Source organism: Aeromonas sp. RU39B (assembly GCF_900156095.1).
GTDB lineage: Bacteria > Pseudomonadota > Gammaproteobacteria > Enterobacterales > Aeromonadaceae > Aeromonas.
On the sequence record NZ_FTMJ01000006.1, the window covers coordinates 1 to 15,851 of the forward strand.

The 15,851-nt window shown below is 59.4% G+C and carries 10 protein-coding genes; 1 reads left to right on the top strand and 9 read right to left on the bottom strand.

Translation table 11 applies throughout. The annotated features are described in order from the left end of the window. A partial coding sequence (locus BW958_RS09915) for a methyl-accepting chemotaxis protein (RefSeq protein WP_076575578.1) occupies positions 1–1,607 on the bottom strand: 1,607 nt, incomplete at its 3' end. Between the two features lie 502 nt (positions 1,608–2,109). On the opposite strand from BW958_RS09915, the gene BW958_RS09920 reads away from it, so the two are divergent. After that, positions 2,110–3,024: a DUF6731 family protein gene (locus tag BW958_RS09920; protein WP_076575579.1), complete on the top strand. Its 915-nt coding sequence runs from the start codon at positions 2,110–2,112 to the stop codon at positions 3,022–3,024. 604 nt (positions 3,025–3,628) lie between these two features. Here BW958_RS09920 and BW958_RS09925 read toward each other — a convergent pair. From BW958_RS09925 to BW958_RS09960, 8 genes are all read right to left on the bottom strand, one after another. After that, complete coding sequence (locus BW958_RS09925) at positions 3,629–6,052, bottom strand: YgiQ family radical SAM protein (RefSeq protein WP_076575580.1); 2,424 nt, start codon at positions 6,050–6,052, stop codon at positions 3,629–3,631. Positions 6,053–6,217: 165 nt separating this feature from the next. Next, on the bottom strand, positions 6,218–8,017 hold the full coding sequence (gene atzF, locus BW958_RS09930) for an allophanate hydrolase (protein ID WP_076575581.1): 1,800 nt from the start codon (positions 8,015–8,017) through the stop codon (positions 6,218–6,220). After that, positions 8,014–11,622 (bottom strand): urea carboxylase, encoded by a 3,609-nt coding sequence (uca, locus tag BW958_RS09935; protein WP_076575758.1) that lies wholly within the window; start codon positions 11,620–11,622, stop codon positions 8,014–8,016. The genes atzF and uca overlap by 4 nt, the downstream gene beginning before the upstream one ends. A 128-nt stretch (positions 11,623–11,750) precedes the next feature. After that, positions 11,751–12,389, bottom strand: a complete 639-nt coding sequence (locus BW958_RS09940; RefSeq protein ID WP_076575582.1) for an urea amidolyase associated protein UAAP2 — start codon at positions 12,387–12,389, stop codon at positions 11,751–11,753. Between the two features lie 10 nt (positions 12,390–12,399). Beyond that, on the bottom strand, positions 12,400–13,122 hold the full coding sequence (locus tag BW958_RS09945; RefSeq protein WP_076575583.1) for an urea amidolyase associated protein UAAP1: 723 nt from the start codon (positions 13,120–13,122) through the stop codon (positions 12,400–12,402). Continuing rightward, on the bottom strand, positions 13,103–13,903 hold the full coding sequence (locus tag BW958_RS09950; protein ID WP_076575584.1) for an ATP-binding cassette domain-containing protein: 801 nt from the start codon (positions 13,901–13,903) through the stop codon (positions 13,103–13,105). The genes BW958_RS09945 and BW958_RS09950 overlap by 20 nt, the downstream gene beginning before the upstream one ends. After that, positions 13,903–14,733 carry an ABC transporter permease gene (locus BW958_RS09955; protein WP_076575585.1) on the bottom strand — a complete coding sequence of 277 codons (831 nt, stop codon included), beginning with the start codon at positions 14,731–14,733 and terminating at the stop codon, positions 13,903–13,905. The genes BW958_RS09950 and BW958_RS09955 overlap by 1 nt, the downstream gene beginning before the upstream one ends. 20 nt (positions 14,734–14,753) lie before the next feature. Then, a complete protein-coding gene (locus BW958_RS09960; protein WP_076575586.1) occupies positions 14,754–15,830 on the bottom strand; it encodes a putative urea ABC transporter substrate-binding protein in 1,077 nt (358 codons plus the stop codon). Positions 15,831–15,851: the final 21 nt, after the last annotated feature.

Consider the following 15,851-nt stretch of genomic DNA (forward strand, 5'->3'; position numbering starts at 1 on the left):
GCCGGCAGCTTGAAGTGCTCAATCTGGCTGGTCAGCTCTTTGGCAAGGTGGGTGACCTTGGTGGCCAAATCCGCCGAGTGCTGGGCGCCGGACTGCACCTCGGTCGCCAACGTAGCCATCTGGGCCACGCTGACATTGATACTGGAGATAAAGGTGCACTCATCTTCCATCTGCTGATTGGTGACACTGATCTGCTGGCTGATGCGGGCGCAGTTCTCGGCAATTAACCGAACGTTATCGCGCGAGAGGGTGATCTCGTTGACCACGCTATCCACCCGCCCCAGCTCGGTGGTCATCTCATTGACGGCGCGCTGACTGGTGCCCTGGATCTGGCTGATGATCGACGAGATCTCGCCGGTGGCATTACCGGTGCGCACCGCAAGCGAGCGCACCTCCTCGGCCACCACCGCAAAACCGCGCCCCTGCTCACCGGCGCGCGCCGCTTCAATCGCCGCATTTAAGGCCAGCAGGTTGGTCTGATCGGCGATACCGTGAATGGTCAGCGCCAGGGTAGAGATATTCTGGGACAACCCAGCCAGATCACTGATGGTGCCTGCCACATGGCGGATCCCCTCGGCCTGGGCACGAATGACCTGCTCGGCATTGATGATGGTGGTGTGGGTCTGACTGGCCTGCGCTTCCGATTCGCCGGTCAGTTGGCTGATCTGCAGCAACTCGTCACTGACCAGAGCGATCACCCGGTGCAGTTGCTCAATCACCTGCTCAATCTGCTGGGCGTGCTGCGCCTGCTCGCGGCTGCTACTGAGGTGCTGGGTCGAGGCCGCCATCATGGAGCCGGCCTGCGTATCGAGCGTATGGGCGCTGTTTTGTAAGGTGGTCACCAAACGCACCAGCTGATCGCGCATATTGCTGATGCGCCGGATCAGGGTGCCGATGGCATCCTGCCCCGGCTCTGGCAGGGTGAGGTCAAGATCACCGTTGGCAATGGCGGTCGCCGCTTGGCCTGCGCCCTGCAAGCGGCGCAGGGTCGGGCGATTAAGACGAATGGTAAACACCCCACCAATCAGGGCTGAGAGCAGCAACAAGCCATAGCAGAGGTTGGCGGTCTGATTGAGCGAGCTGAGCTGATTGGCCGCATAGGTCCGGCTCAGGGCCACTGTGCTGTCTACCCCGGCCCGGTGCGCCCGATAGATATCATAAAGCTGGCTGGCCACCTGATCGGCCTTCTGACGATCCCCCTGACGGATGGCCGGAATAAAGTCGCTATTGAGCAAACTCCAAAACCGCTGGGCCTGACTGTGCTGTTCACCGAGCAGACTGGCCTTGATGGGCGCATCGAGGGCGCTTTGCTGCCAGTGCCCGATGCGCATCTCATACTCTTTACTCAACCGCCCCAAATCGGCCAACAGTTGCCCCTGCTCGGCACTGTCACTTCGCAGCAGCTGATCAACAATCAGCTGTGATTCAATCAGATAGAGCGGAGGCGGCAGAATATCGGCCACCACATCCTTACCCTGCCCCATCCGATCCGCCGCCTGGCGCACCGAATAGAGTCCAAGCAAGGCAATGGTGGCCAGCAGGACAAAAATGGTTAAACCGAGCGCCTGACTAACGGCAAGGGAGCGCTGGCGAATGGCAGAGATCATGGGGCCTTCCTTGTGCAGCAATCATAGACAACAGGTCACAAAGCAAAGCGTAGTTGCCCAAGTGCCGGAACGGAAGTTGCTGATAAAAAACCCAATGATGGGCTAGGTGCTATGCCGCAGCAGGGCACTTGCAGATGATCCAGCTCAAAAAACGATAGATTTCTGACTGCTCAGTCACCATCAACACTCGCCCCGATCGCATCATCCGTTTACCATAGCCATACGGTGCCTATTAAGCAGTGATGGGTCACTGACCTGCTGGTTAATAGGAGCAATTTGGGGGCTGTAATCCACGGGCGGTAGCGTGTTTTTTACAAGTTACGCAGTGTGGAATGAATGAAGACCAACAAAAGCGAGTCATTCTCCCGCCTAGTAGTTACATATGGATATATACACTGGCTTACTAGATTCTCTGAAAACTTATCATGATAAGTGTTGGGCTTTAGCTTGTTTAGCACCAACCAAACTTTTTAGTCCAACACATGGGATTTTTTAAATCATTATGGCAACAAAAAATTTCTTCTTTGATTTCTATGAATGTGAAACAAACTCTTCACTCGCTAATGCGATACCACTGAACACAACTGATGTTTTTAGACAACTATTTGATCTATATCAAACAGGAAGAGCAGCAACTGTTAAAAACATTAAAAATCAGCTGGTAGAGCTTAGAGATATTCAAGCTACCAATTATGGATATAAAGGTGTTTTTGGAAAACATCGGAAAAATAATCTTCCACATGCAGCTATTGCAGGAGGTGCAGAAAGAGAGCTACCGCTGGCAGAAAATGAAAACTTATTAGAAAAGACCTATTTTGTTTACTACAGCGAGTACTCACTTCTTATTATTCAAAGAAATAGATTCTGTGTGAACTGGCAAGTTATTGGTGCATACCTTTCCCCAAACAATTACATAACCACACTAAACCCTATTATTGAACCTGCTAATTTAGCATGGCTTGCCAATGGGCATGTTCAAGTAAAATCAGCCCAAATAACAATTGCTCGTCCTAGAAACCCTGAATTACTTAGAAACATAGAGCATGACTTTAACAATTCAATAATAGCGGCATTAAACGGTACTCGTTCTGCAACAATGAACTTGGTTTTTAGAGGTGATGCTCGTTCTGATAATCCAGAGGAACGCTACTTAGACAATAGTTTTAAAAGAGCTTTGCGTGAGCTTCAAGCCACACTTGAAGTAAAAAAACTGAATTTAGTTACTGAACATCAGGAAACTAGAATAGAACACCCTATTGATTTAGTTTCAGATAGATTATCATACTATACTGCTGTAGAAATGAATGGTCGTTATCCTAATGCTCTAGAAATGTGGGGTAGCTTGGAAGCAGCTCGGCAAGCCAAAAACGATGAGTTAATAAATTTCTTTGGTCAGCCCAACAACCGATTGGCATAATATATGATTGATCATAAGGCTACGACAAAAGGGTTAAATGTAACATGTTTGGGCAACCTGTTTGTTTATCTTAGCACTTTATTCATCATGTATTTAACGTGGCCTATCATTAGTCAACTAAAAATGACCCATTTACAACCAATAGCGTCCACAATATCAACTTTTGCTGGAATACTTTTTGGTTTTTCTATGGGGTCTATAACGTTACTCACATCATCGTCTCATGTGTTGATTGAAAATACAAAAAAGACGGGATATTTAAAAAAACTAACGTCAAAACTACATTCTACAATGGGTTGGCTTTTGGCAGTTTGTATTGTTTTTCTCATTACAATGTTTATACCAGATTCATTGACATTTAAATATGATGACGCAGAATATTTATATGCTTGTATCTTTGCACAGTTTGGTGTTGGCATTCTTATTCTGGCATTTAAACACTTTTGTAGCACTTGGTGGGAATTTAAAAAGTTCTGCAACAACATTTGAATAATCTATTTTTAAATTACTTATGAATTCGTAACAGCAAAAATAACGGTGTTTAAAATAAAAAGGCGACCATCCGGTCGCCTTTTTATTTCTATCGCTTTCTAATCAGAAAATATTACCTTGCTGGTCGCTTGGCACCATTGCCTTTAGCCGCCGGCTTGCCACCTTGTGCTGCTGGTTTACCGGTACCAGCACGAGTCGGAGCTTTACCTTTATGAGCAGGCTTACCTTGCACGGCGGGCTTACCCTGAGCAGCACCCTGGCCGGTCGCTTTGCCGTGGGTGGCGGGCTTGCCTGATGCAGCCGGTTTGCCGCTGTCCTTCCCTACTTTGAGCTCGGTGCCCACCGGTTTGCCATTGCCCGGCTTGCTGCCGGGCTTGCCTTGGGCTGCACCCGCCCCTTTGCCTGCAGCTTTATTGCCAGCGCCATTAGCGCGTTGGTGGTTGATGTCACTGTGGCGAGTCAGCGCTGGCTTGGCGCCCTTGCCGGCTGCGAGAGCGGCGCGCTCGCCGCGGCCTTCGGCCGGCACCAGACACTCGGGGCCGTTGCCAATCAGGTGGCCCTTGCCCATGGCTTGCAGCGCTTCGCGGATGATCGGCCAACCGGCCGGATCGTGGTAGCGCAAAATAGCCTTGTGCAGACGGCGGCGGCGCTCGCCCTTGGCCACAAACACGTCTCCGCCGACCCGATGCACCTTGGAGAGCGGGTTTTTCTCGGTGTAATACATGGTGGTGGCGTTGGCGAGCGGCGACGGGTAGAAGTTTTGCACCTGATCGAGCTTAAAGCGGTTGGATTTAAGCCACAGCGCCAAATTCACCATGTCATCGTCGGTGGTGCCGGGGTGCGCCGCAATAAAGTAAGGGATCAGGTACTGCTCTTTGCCGGCTTCTTTCGAGAACTTGTCAAACAGCTCCTTGAACTTGTAATAGGTCCCCATGCCCGGCTTCATCATCATCGCCAGCGGCCCCTCTTCGGTGTGCTCGGGGGCGATTTTGAGATAGCCGCCAACGTGGTGTTTGGCCAGCTCGCGCACATAGCGCGGATCTTCCACCGCCAGGTCATAGCGCACGCCGGAGGCGATCAGGATCTTCTTGATGCCTTTGAGGTCGCGCGCCTTGCGATAGAGATTGATGGTCGGCGTGTGGTCGGTGTCCATGTGCGGGCAGATGGTTGGCCAGACGCACGAGGCGCGGCGGCAGGTCTGCTCGGCCTTGGGGTTCTTGCAGCGCAGTTTATACATGTTGGCGGTCGGGCCGCCGAGATCCGAGATGACGCCGGTAAAGCCCGGCACCTTATCCCGGATATCTTCAATTTCTTTTATGATCGACTCTTCCGAGCGGCTCTGGATGATACGCCCTTCGTGCTCGGTGATGGAGCAGAACGAGCAGCCGCCAAAGCAGCCGCGCATGATGTTGACCGAGGTCTTGATCATGTCGTAAGCGGGGATCTTCTCGTTGCCATAAACCGGGTGTGGCACCCGCTGATACGGCAGGCCAAATACCCCGTCCATCTCGTCGGTTTCGAGCGGGAAGGCGGGCGGGTTGACCCAGATGATGCGATCGCCGTGGGCCTGGGAGAGCGCCCGGGCGCAGCCGGGGTTGGTCTCGTGGTGCAAAATGCGCGAGGCGTGGGCATAGAGCACCTTGTCCTCTTTGACCCGCTCAAAGGCCGGCAACTTGACGTAGGTTTTCTCCCACGGTTTGGGCTTGGGCGGTTGCACCAGCACCGGCTTGGCCTGCTGAGCGGCAGGCGCATCGTCGCTGGCATCGTCCGAGCAGGGCGCCCCTTCCATATAGGGGTTGGGGATAGGATCGATGCGGCCAATCTGATCGAGCTTGCTCGAATCGACCCCACTCCAGCCCGGCAGCGGCTCGCGGCGGATCACGGCAGTGCCGCGAATATCCTGCATCGCGTCCATGGTTTCGCCTGCAGCGATGCGGTGCGCCACTTCAATGAGCGGACGCTCGGCGTTGCCGTAGATCAGGATATCGGCCTTGGCATCAAACAGGATGGAGCGGCGAATGGTCTCGGACCAGTAGTCATAGTGGGCGATGCGGCGCAGCGACGCCTCAATGCCGCCGATGACTACCGGCACCTCTTTGTACGCCTCTTTGCAGCGCTGGGTATAGACCAGCGTGGCGCGGTCGGGCCGTTTGCCAGCGACGTTACCGGGGGTGTAGGCATCGTCGTGGCGCAGCTTTTTATCCGAGGTGTAGCGGTTGATCATGGAGTCCATATTGCCCGCCGTCACCCCGAAAAACAGGTTGGGTTTGCCCAGACGCATAAAGTCATCCTTCGATGACCAGTCGGGCTGGGCGATGATACCGACCCGAAACCCTTGCGATTCGAGCATGCGGCCAATCACCGCCATACCAAAACTCGGGTGGTCCACATAGGCATCACCGGTCACCAGGATCACGTCACAGCTGTCCCAGCCGAGTTTGTCCATCTCTTTGCGCGACATGGGCAGGAAGGGCGCCGTGCCGTAGCACTCGGCCCAATAGCGGGGATAGGAGAAGATCGGGGTTACCGGTTGCATTTTGACCACCTGAACAATTCGGGTCGCGCATTATACCGGCTGGCACCGGCGGCGGCGATGGCTTTTTGTCCCCGCATATCACGCGGATTTGGCGGCGGTCTCGACCGTGTTTCGCACGAATTTGCTATTCGCACCGGGCGCGGCGACCCGGTGCGTTCGTCCCCATCAGCCCAGCGTGGCCAGATAGGCGCGCCAACCGCCGTGGGCGGTGATCTCCTCGGCCCCCTGCAAGGCGCAGGGCTCGCTGATAAAACCGCACACCCGCCGCCCGTCGGCCAGCTCGACCTTGCCGATACCGAGCGGCGCCGGAATGCCCGCCACAAACGAGCCAAAATGCGCGAGCGGCAGGCGCCAGATCTCCACCTCGATGCTGCGCCCCTCCCCGTGCTCATCGCGCACCAGCGCCGGCCTTAGCGGCGCGCCGCCGGCGATGCGATAGAAGCGATAACAAGGCGCCGTCACGGTCTGCTCCACCAGCACGGCGCCGCGCTCACGCAACTGGACATTGAGCGGCAAGCCGTCGAGGTGGGCGCCGCACACCAGCACATCGATACACTCCGAAGAGGCGTCAGGTTGCGGCAGATCGCGCGCCACAAACGGCAGACCGGTGGCGCCAAGGGGCAGCGCCTGCGCCCGTTGCCAACGCTCGCCGAGCGCCAGCAGGGCGTTATCGGCATAGCGCGGCGCAAACAGGGTGATGCCAAACGGTAACCCCGCCTTGGGGCCCTCGCCACGAAAACCGGCCGGCAGGGCGATGGCGCAGTAATCGAGCAGGTTCATAAAGTTGGTGTAATGGCCAAGGTTGCTGTTAAGGGCAATCGGCTCGGCCTCAAGCTCGGCAATGGTGTAGATGGTGCCGGTGGTGGGGGTGAGCACCAGTTCGACCTTGGCCAGCTCGGCATCGGCGCGGCGCTTGAGTGCCTGCAGCTGATAGAGAGCCTCGAACGAAGCCACCGCGCTGTGGCGCTCGGCGCCGCCGATGATGGTCTGGATCACCGGCAGGCAGCGGCTGGGGTCAGCCTTATAAAATGCCTTGATGGCGGCCAGCCGCTCGGCCACCCAGGGGCCTTCATAGAGCAATTTGGCCGCTTGCAAGAAGGGGGCAAAATCGATGGTGACCGCCACGCCGCCGAGCGCTTCGAGGGTCTGGCTCGCCTTGGCAAACAGCGCGGCCGCCGCGTCGTCACCAAAAAAGGCCAGCTGCTCGGCAGAGGGCACACCAAAGCGAAAACGGGCGCCCAATAAGGGGCCAGCTTGCGCCGGGCGGGCAAACGGGTCGGCCGGGTCAAACTCGGCAGCCACCGCCCAGACGCGGGCGGCATCGCTGGCGGTGAGGGCAAACAGGGTCACGCAATCGAGACTGCGGCAGGCAGGCACCACGCCGCTGCAGCTGATGCGACCGCGCGTGCCCTTGAGCCCCACCAGATTGTTAAAGGCAGCCGGCACCCGGCCCGAGCCTGCGGTGTCGGTGCCCAGCGAAAAACTTACCTGCCCGAGCGCCACCGCCACCGAGGAGCCGGCGCTGGAGCCGCCCGACACATAATCGGGGTTAAAGCTGTTGTGACACGCGCCATAAGGCGAGCGCACCCCGACCAATCCGGTGGCGAACTGATCGAGGTTGGTTTTGCCAAGGGGAATGGCGCCGGCGGCCAGCAGCTGCTCCACCACAAAGGCCGAGTGGTCGGGCTGATAGGCAAACTCGCGGCAGGCCGCCGTGGTCGGCAAGCCGGCCAGATCGATGTTGTCCTTGATGGCAAACGGAATGCCATAGAGCGGCATATCGGCCGGGCTGTGGCCATCGAGGCGCGCCAGCGCGGCGGTAAGCTGCTCATCAGAGATAAGGCTAATCCAGCTTTGGTGCCGATCGTCTCGCGCCTTGGCCAAACAATCGCGCAGCAACTCGCCCGGCGTCAGCTCACCGGCTTGATAGGCGCGATGAATCGCGCCAATGGTCATCTCTCTCATCCCTGTGTCTCCAATACCAGCAGACGCTGGCCGGCCCTGACTTGCTGGCCGGCGCCGCGCACAATCCCGACAACCCGGCCCGTGACCGGTGCCAGCACCTCAATTTCCATCTTCATCGATTCGATCACCATCAGAGGCTCGCCCTCGCGCACCTGTTGCCCTTCCACCACTTGCAGCTGCCAGACACTGCCCGAGACCAGGCTTTCGACGGCGCAGTGGTGATGAGGCAGCTCTTCTTCCTGCGCGGTTTCTTGCAGCACTTCATGGTCGGCGCTGAAGTTGGCTTGACCGCTCTCCTGCCAGCGCTGACGCTCGGCTTCAAAGGCGCGCTGCTGGCGCTCTTTGGCCGCCGTGATGGCCTCGCCGTGCTCACTGACCAGCTGGTTGTAATCGGCCAGCGAGAAGCGGGTCTCTTCGATGCGCAGCGGATAACGGCCACGGGGAAACTCGCGGCGGATACGCAGCAACTCGTCGGCATCGACCTCGTAAAACCGGATCTGATCGAAAAAGCGCAGCAGCCAGGGCTGGCTGAACTCGGCGGTGCGGCGATAGCGATTCCACATCTGCAACGTGCGACCCACAAACTGATAGCCCCCCGGCCCTTCCATGCCATAGACGCACAGATACGCGCCGCCGATGCCGACCGCGTTTTCCGGGGTCCAGGTGCGCGCCGGGTTGTACTTGGTGGTGACCAGACGGTGGCGCGGATCAATCGGGGTGGCGACCGGCGCACCGAGGTAGACATCCCCCAGCCCCATCACCAGATAGTGGGCGGAAAAGACAATCTCCCGCACCTGCTCAATGCTCTCGAGGCCATTGATGCGGCGGATAAATTCGATGTTGGAGGGGCACCAGGGCGCGTCTTTTCGCACCAGCTCGTCATATTTGCGGATCGCCAGCCGGGTGGCCTCGTCATCCCACGACAGAGGCAGATGAACGATGCGCGACGGGATGGTTATCTGGTCAATGTCGGTCAGCTCGCTTTCGGCCTGCTCAAGGCGCTCTAGCAAGGTGGCCAGCGGCAGGCGCAGGTTGTCGTAGTGGATCTGCAGCGAGCGAATGCCGGGGGTCAGCTCGAGCACGCCGCTAATGGCCGCTTGCTCCAGCCAGAGCATCAGGGCATGGGCGCGAAAACGCAGCCGGATATCGAGCACCTGAGGGCCATATTCCACCAGCAGATAATCATCACCGCTGGGGCGATACACCACCTGCTCGCCATAGCGCTCGGCAGGCAGGATTTTTAGCACCGGGGTGGCCGGGCGATGCACCGGCACCGACAGGGGCTGGGCTTGCAGCGACTCGAGCTCGGCCAATTTGGCGCGCTCGAGCCGCTCGGCATCGGCCAGCGAGACCGGCACAAAGCGTACCCGATCGCCGGCTTTAAGCTGCCCCATCTTCCACAGATCGGCCTTGATCAGGGTCGCCGGGCAGACAAAACCGCCCAGGCTCGGGCCATCGGGTCCCAGGATCACCGGCATGTCGCCGGTAAAATCGACGGTGCCGATGGCATAGGCGTTATCGTGCAGGTTTGAGGGGTGCAGACCGGCTTCACCGCCATCGCGGCGTGCCCAGCTCGGCTTGGGCCCAATCAGGCGCACGCCGGTGCGACTGGAGTTGTAGTGCACCTCGTAATCGCTGGCAAAGAGGGTATCGATATCCGCTTCGGTAAAGAAATCGGGCGCCCCGTGCGGGCCATAGATCACCCGCAACGTCCACTGCTGGCCAATGGTCGGGATCAACGCATCGGGCAGAGTCGCACTGGCGCTTGCACTGGATGCTGGCGGCAGATGCAGCACATCACCGGCTTGCAGCGCCCGCCCAGCATGGCCGCCAAACTGACCCAGGGTGAAGGTGGCGCGGCTGCCGAGATAGGTCGGGCAATCGATACCACCGGCCAGCAGCAGGTAGCTGCGGGCACCGGCGCCACTGACCTTTCCAAGGGTCAGGGTGGCGTTGGCGGGCACCATGACTACCTGCCAAAGCGGCAGCGGCTGACCGTCGAGACGCGCATCAATGGCAGCGCCGGTGATGACAATGTGACGGGCCACGTTAAAGCGCAGGGTAGGACCGGCCAGGGTGATCTCGAGTCCGGCGCACTCGGGGGCATTACCCAGCAGCCGGTTACCCAAGCGAAATGACCAGTCATCCATCGGCCCGGAGGGCGGCACACCGATGTGCCAGTAACCGGTGCGACCCGGTACATCCTGAATGGTGGTCTGGGTACCGCCACTCATCACATCGATGGTCTGCGGCTGATAGGCAAACTCATTGAGGCTGCGGGTCAACACCCGCCCCTCACGCACCAGTGAGCTTTGCAGCAGCGCCTGCAGATAGGCGCTGTTGGTCTCGATGCCGTAGACAGTGCTGCCTGCCAGCATGGCCGAGAGCTCGTCGAGGGCGGCGCTGCGCGATGCGCCCCAGCCGATCAGCTTGGCCAGCATGGGATCAAAGAAGGGGGGCACGTCGAGACCGGCATCAATCCAGTGATCGATGCGGCGCGCTTTGCGATCTTGCGCCACAAACTCGACCGCCGAGAGCAGACCGGCGCTCGGGCGAAACTGCTTGGCCGGATCTTCGGCATAGAGGCGCACCTGAATGGCGTGACCGCGCGCGGTCAACCCGGCTTGCAGCCCGGCCAGCGGGGCGAGCGTGCCGGCGCCAAGCTCAATCATCCAGCGCACCAGATCGATGCCATAAACCTGTTCGGTCACGCCGTGCTCAACCTGCAGCCGGGTGTTGACCTCAAGAAAATAGAAAGCGCCGCTGCTCTCGTCGTAGACATACTCCACGGTCCCGGCGCTGCGATAGCCAACCTGCCGCCCGAGGCGCACCGCAGTCTGTTGCAGCGCAAGGCGCACGTCGTCGGCCAGATGGGGCGCCGGGCACTCTTCAATCACCTTCTGGTTACGGCGCTGGGCCGAGCAGTCGCGCTCGCCGATGGCGATCACCTCCCCCTGCCCGTCCCCAAACAGCTGTACCTCGATATGGCGGGCCCGCTCGATAAATTTCTCCAAAAACAGGCCACCATTGCTGAAGTTGTTTTCAGACAGGCGCTTGACCGAGGCGTAAGCGGCGCGCAGCTCACCTTCATCGTGGCAGCGCTGCATCCCGATACCGCCGCCACCGGCGGTGCTCTTGAGCATCACCGGATAACCGATCTGCCCGGCCAGCACCACGGCTTGTTCCAGCGAGTCGAGCAGACCACTGCCCGGCAGCAGTGGCACGCCGGCGGCCTCGGCCAGCGCCCGCGCTTCGTGCTTGAGGCCAAAGGCCACCATCTGCTCAGGGGTGGGGCCCAGGAACACCAGACCGTGCGCCTCGCAGCGACGGGCAAAATCGGGGTTTTCACTGAGAAAGCCGTAGCCGGGGTGGATCGCCTCGGCGCCCGTCTGACGGGCGATGGCGAAGAGTTTGTCCTGATCCAGATAGGTGGCCGCCGCGGCCCCCTCGCCCAGCGACCAGGCTTCATCGGCTTCGAGCACATGACGGCTGTCGGCATCGGCTTCGCTGTAGACGGCGACGGATTGAACGCCCATCTCGCCCAGGGTGCGGATAATCCGGCAGGCGATGGCGCCACGGTTGGCAATCAGGACTTTACTGAACATCTTTGGGTCGTTGCGCATGGGTAAGACTCTGTTCATGCCAGACAGGAAATCCCTGCCTGTGTGCGGGTCGTCCCGCAAAAGGGTTCACGCCAGGCCGGTCGTCCGGGCCCGCGTCCGGTCTTACCGGTTCAATGCCAGACCAGCACCTCGACCGGGGTCGGGTTGTAGGCATTGCAGGGGTTGTTGAGCTGCGGGCAGTTGGAGATGAGCACAATCACGTCCATGTGCGCGGTCAGCTCCACGTATTTGCCCGGCGCGCTGATGCCGTCGGCAAAGCTGAGGCCGCCGTCGGCGGTAATCGGCACGTTCATAAAGAAGTTGATGTTGTGGGTGATGTCACGCTTGCTCATGGCAAATTCGGGATGCTCGCTCACCGCCAGCAACCAGCTGTCGCGGCAGGCGTGCATATGGTGCTTGCCAAGGTCATAGCGCACCTGATTGCTCTCGGTGGCACAGGCGCCGCCCAGCGTGTCATGGCGGCCACAGGTGTCAGCGACGATGGTCAGCATGGGGTTGCCTTCGTTACTCACCAGCTGGCTGCCGGTGGTCAGATAGACATTGCCCTGCTCGCGGATAGTATCGACGGCGCTGTAGCGCTCGGCCGGATTGGCGGCGCTGTAAAACAGGGTGTCGGCGGCCTGATTGCCCTCCAGATCGACAATGCGCAGGGTGTCACCGGCGCGCACCACCTTCATCCAGTAATCCCCGGCGGCGATGGTCTCGCGATAGGCCACATCGGCCGGATTGAGCAGACTTTCCTTGATCATGGGGCACTCCTCAGTGGCCAGCGCAGCAAACGTAACGGCGGGTGTTTTCAAAGCCGCGACCATTTTCCGGACGCGACAGGCGGCATGGGTCGTCCGCCGCGACCGGCTCGGCGCGATACAGGGCGTAGTGCACCGGTTTGCGCGGATAGTCAGTGGCCGGATTCATCGGGTGGGGACAGGTGTTAAACACCACCAGCGTCTCCATCTCAAAGCGCAGAGTGATGCGGCTGCCAGCCAGCGAGTGATGGGGCGCAAACTGCAGATTGCCCGCCTCGTCGGTAAACACCTTGCTAAACAGGTTGAGATTGGCGGCCAGATCGCGGGCGCCCAGCCCATATTTGGCCACCTCGACCAAAAAGCTGTCGTAGCCGTTTTGCTTCCACAAATTACGCTCGCGCTGGTAGTCACGCTCGCCCCAACGGGCTGCGACGGTCGCCTTGTTGGCAGTGCCCGCCACCGTGTCAATCCAGCCGGTATCGTCCTGCACGATCGAGCAGAAGATGCGACCCATGTCGGAGTAGAGGCAGTGCCCGGTGGTCAGCTTGAAGGTGTGCTGGCACTTGAGGGTATCGGGCGCGTTGTAGCGCTCAAGCAGGTTACGCGGGTTGTAAAACAACATGCCGACGTTGGCCCCCCCTTCCAGATCGGTCAGGCGCAGTTCAGTGCCAGCCGGCACCACCAGCGACCAGTGGCTGCCGCCGGGCAGCGTCTCTTCAAACAGCAATTCGTTCATGGTGTGACTCTCGGTGAGTTCTGGAGATAACCTGCTGCATCTGGGCCGACGCCGGGCGTCCTCCCTGCAGCGGGATGTCATAAGTGATGTGGGCGCCATAGCGCTGCGGCGCATGGGGATCGTGACGCGACTTGTCGAACACCCAGAGCCGGCTGCCAAGGGCAAAGCCCTCTTTGAGATCGTGCGTGACCATAAAAATGGTCAGCCCGTGCTGCAGCCAAAGCTCGTGAATCAATCCGTGCATGTCGCTGCGAATGCCCGGATCGAGCGCGCCGAACGGCTCGTCGAGCAGCAGGATGCGCGGGCGTTTCATCAGTGCCTGGGCAATCGCCAGTCGCTGCTGCATGCCGCCGGAGAGCTCGCTGGGATAGCGATGGCGGGCATGACCAAGGCCTACCCGCTCGAGCATAGCCTCGGCCCGCTCGCGCGCTGCGCGGCGCTCGGCACCCAACAACTTGCCCAACCAGCGCGACCCGGCCAGTTCATCGGCCAGCATCACGTTGCCAAGGGCGGTCAGATGGGGAAAGACCGAATACTTTTGGAACACGATGCCGCGCTGCTCGTCGGGCTCGCGAGAAATCGGCATGCCATCGAGTAGCAGCTCGCCACGGCTGGCCGCCTCGGTGCCCAGAATCAGTTTGAGAAAGGTGCTCTTGCCGCAACCCGACGCGCCCACCACGGTGATGAACTCGCCGGGATGAATGGCCACGTTGATACGCTCGAGCACGCAGACATCGCCGTACTCTTTCCAGAGGTTTTTGGCTTCAATAATCGGTTTCATCAGCCTTGTGCCTCCCCGTTACGGCCGAAATACCAGGGAAATGCCCGCCGCGCTGTCACCTTGAGCAGCCAGTCCATGACAAAGGCGAGCAGGGTGATCCAGACCACGTAGGGCAGGATGATCGACATGTCGAGGTAGCGGCGCACCAGGAAGATCCGGTAACCCAGCCCGTCAGTGGCGGCAATGGCCTCGGCGGCGATCAAAAACAGCCAGGCACTGCCCAGGGTCAGACGCACCGCTTCAAACAGGCGCGGTAACACCTGCGGCAGCATGACCCGCAGTATGATCTGCCAGCTCGAGCCGCCCAGCGTCTGCGCCTTGATCAATTGCTCCTCTGGCAGGCTCAGGGTTTTAAGCTGCAAATCGCGGATCAGGATGGGCGTGATGCCGATGACAATCAGCATCACCTTGGCCAGATCGCCGAGCCCGAAAGTGATAAAGAGGATCGGCAAAATGGCCATCGGCGGCACCAGCGACAGGGCGGTGACCAGCGGTGAGAGCGGCGCCCGAATCAAGGGAATGGCGCCGTTGGCCAGCCCCACCACCAGCGCAGTCAGGGCGCTGATGCCCACCCCCATCAGCAGCAGGCGCACGCTGGTGAGGGTGTCATTCCACAGCAGCAGCTCGCCGGTGCGACGACTGGGCTCAAACGCCATCCGCTTGATCGCATCGAGAATGGTCGGCAGGGAGGGCAGCAGCTTGTCGTTCGGGTTGATCTGCAGCCGCGCCTCCGATTGGATCAGATAGAGCAGCAACAGCACCACGAACGGCAGCAGCGCCAACAGCCAGCGACCGGTGCGCTCCGGCTGACGGTTGATTAAACGGGTCATCGCACTTCCTCTTCAGCCAGTTACAGCTTGTTGTCAGCCGCCATCTGCATATAGGCGGGGTCAAAACGCAGCTTGATGTTGTTGGCATCGCCATAGACGCCGCTTGGGGTCTCGACACCGACAAAACCGGCATTGGTGGCGCTGTCACCGAGCAGGCCGTGACGCAGGGAGAACTCGGCCACCTGGGCCATGGTCTCCTTGAGCTTGGGCGAGCGAGCCTGCGCCAGGGCATCGGCCGGTTTGGCAAAGAGGTAGGTGGCTTTAAGCTGGGCATCGTAGCCCGCCAGATCGGTGCCGGATGCCTTGGCCATGTAGGTACGGGCAGCCTGCGCCTCGGCACTGTCGCCCAACATCAGTTGCAGGGTTTCATACCAGGCGCCGGTCAGCGCCTTGCCAAGCTCGGGATGCGCCTTGAGCACGTCGCTCTTGACCACCATCAAATCGAGGATTTCACCGGGGATCTTGCTCGAATCAAACACCAGATGGCTGTCTGGCTGCGCGGCAATCTCGGAGAGCATGGGGTTCCAGGTCACGGTGGCGGTGACATCCGCCGTGGCATAGGCCGAGACAATATCGGCGTCGGAGGTATTGACCACCTTGACGTCTTTCTCGCTCATGCCGGCGGTTTCCAGCGCACGGGCCAGCAGATAGTGGGAGACACTCAGCTCAACCAGATTGACCGGTTGCCCCTTGATATCCGCCAGAGTGCTTTTGCCCTTGAGCACCACACCGTCGTTGCCGTTGGAGTAATCACCGATGATCAGCGCCGTGGAATCGACGCCACCGGCCGCCGGAATGGTCAGCGCATCCATGTTGGTCATCACGCAGCCATCAAAACCACCGGCGGTGTACTGGTTGATGGACTCGACATAGTCATTAACCTGCACCACATCGATGTCGATGCCGTACTTGTCGGCCCACTTTTTAATGATGCCGTGCGAGGCGGCATAGTCCCACGGCATCCAGCCGGCGTAGATGGTCCAGGCGATGCGAAAGCTATCCTTGGCAAACGCCGAGGGAGCGCCAAGCAGCAAGACGGGTAACAGGCTCAGACAGAGCCATTTGCGAAGCGAGGTACGAAAAGCGGATTGGTTCATGGTTCCCTCCCTGGGAGACGT